The sequence below is a fragment of the Mesorhizobium sp. M7A.F.Ca.CA.004.04.2.1 genome (assembly GCF_004022825.1).
In the GTDB taxonomy this organism is placed as follows: Bacteria; Pseudomonadota; Alphaproteobacteria; order Rhizobiales; family Rhizobiaceae; genus Mesorhizobium.
This window is the reverse complement of the sequence record NZ_RZPH01001556.1, coordinates 1-822: the sequence shown is the minus strand read 5'-3', so window position 1 is coordinate 822 and position 822 is coordinate 1. Positions and strand designations below refer to the sequence as shown.

The following is an 822-nucleotide window of genomic DNA, read 5'->3' as shown; positions in this document are numbered from 1 at the left end:
ATCCTAGGGTCTGCGCCGCGTCGCTTCGCTCCTTGCTTCGCCCTAGGATGACGAAGAGAAAGATGCCTCGGCCAACCTCGAAGGTCGGCCATTGCTACGATGCCAGACTCCAACTCTGTGACTAGCCAGAAGCCCCCACGCTTCGTCATCCTAGGGCGTAGCAGTCGCGAAGCGACGTCGCGGAGACCCTAGGATCCATGCCGTGACGTCGGAGCGTCGCGGCGTTGGAAGCAATCGACAGGCGCAACCAGCAACGGCTTCAGCCGCCTGACTTGGGGACCAGCAGGGGAATGATGCGGTCGCTCTTGGCTACCGAAGGCCGCCCGGCGGAGCCATAGGGGATGCCGAGCGCATCCCAGGTCTCGACCAGCGCATCCTGCAATTCGGCGATCAGTGCATCGGAGTGGAACGGCGTCGGCGTGATGCGCAGCCGCTCGGTGCCGCGCGGCACGGTCGGGTAGTTGATCGGCTGGATGTAGATGCCGTGCACGCCGAGCAGGCGGTCGCTGGCCATCTTGCAGGCCTCGGGATCGCCGACTAGCAGCGGCACGATGTGGGTCGGCGAGTCCATCACCGGCAGGCCGGCGGCCGACAGGATCTGCTTGGTTCGGCTCGCCTGCTGCTGCTGGGCGTCGCGCTCGGCCTGCGAGCGCTTGAGATGGCGGATCGACGCGGTCGCGGCAGCCGCGATCGCCGGCGGCAGTGCCGTGGTGAAGATGAAGCCCGGCGCATAGGAACGCACGGCGTCGATCACGGCGCTGGTGCCGGTGATATAGCCGCCCAGCGTGCCGAATGCCTTGGCCAGGGTGCCTTCGATGATGT

The 822-nt window shown here is 66.3% G+C and carries 1 protein-coding gene; it reads right to left on the bottom strand.

Annotated features, from left to right (window positions below; all coding sequences use genetic code 11):
- Positions 1–259: 259 nt before the first annotated feature.
- The coding region (locus tag EN893_RS36100) for an aminotransferase class I/II-fold pyridoxal phosphate-dependent enzyme (RefSeq protein WP_128362271.1) at positions 260–822 on the bottom strand (563 nt) is incomplete at its 5' end.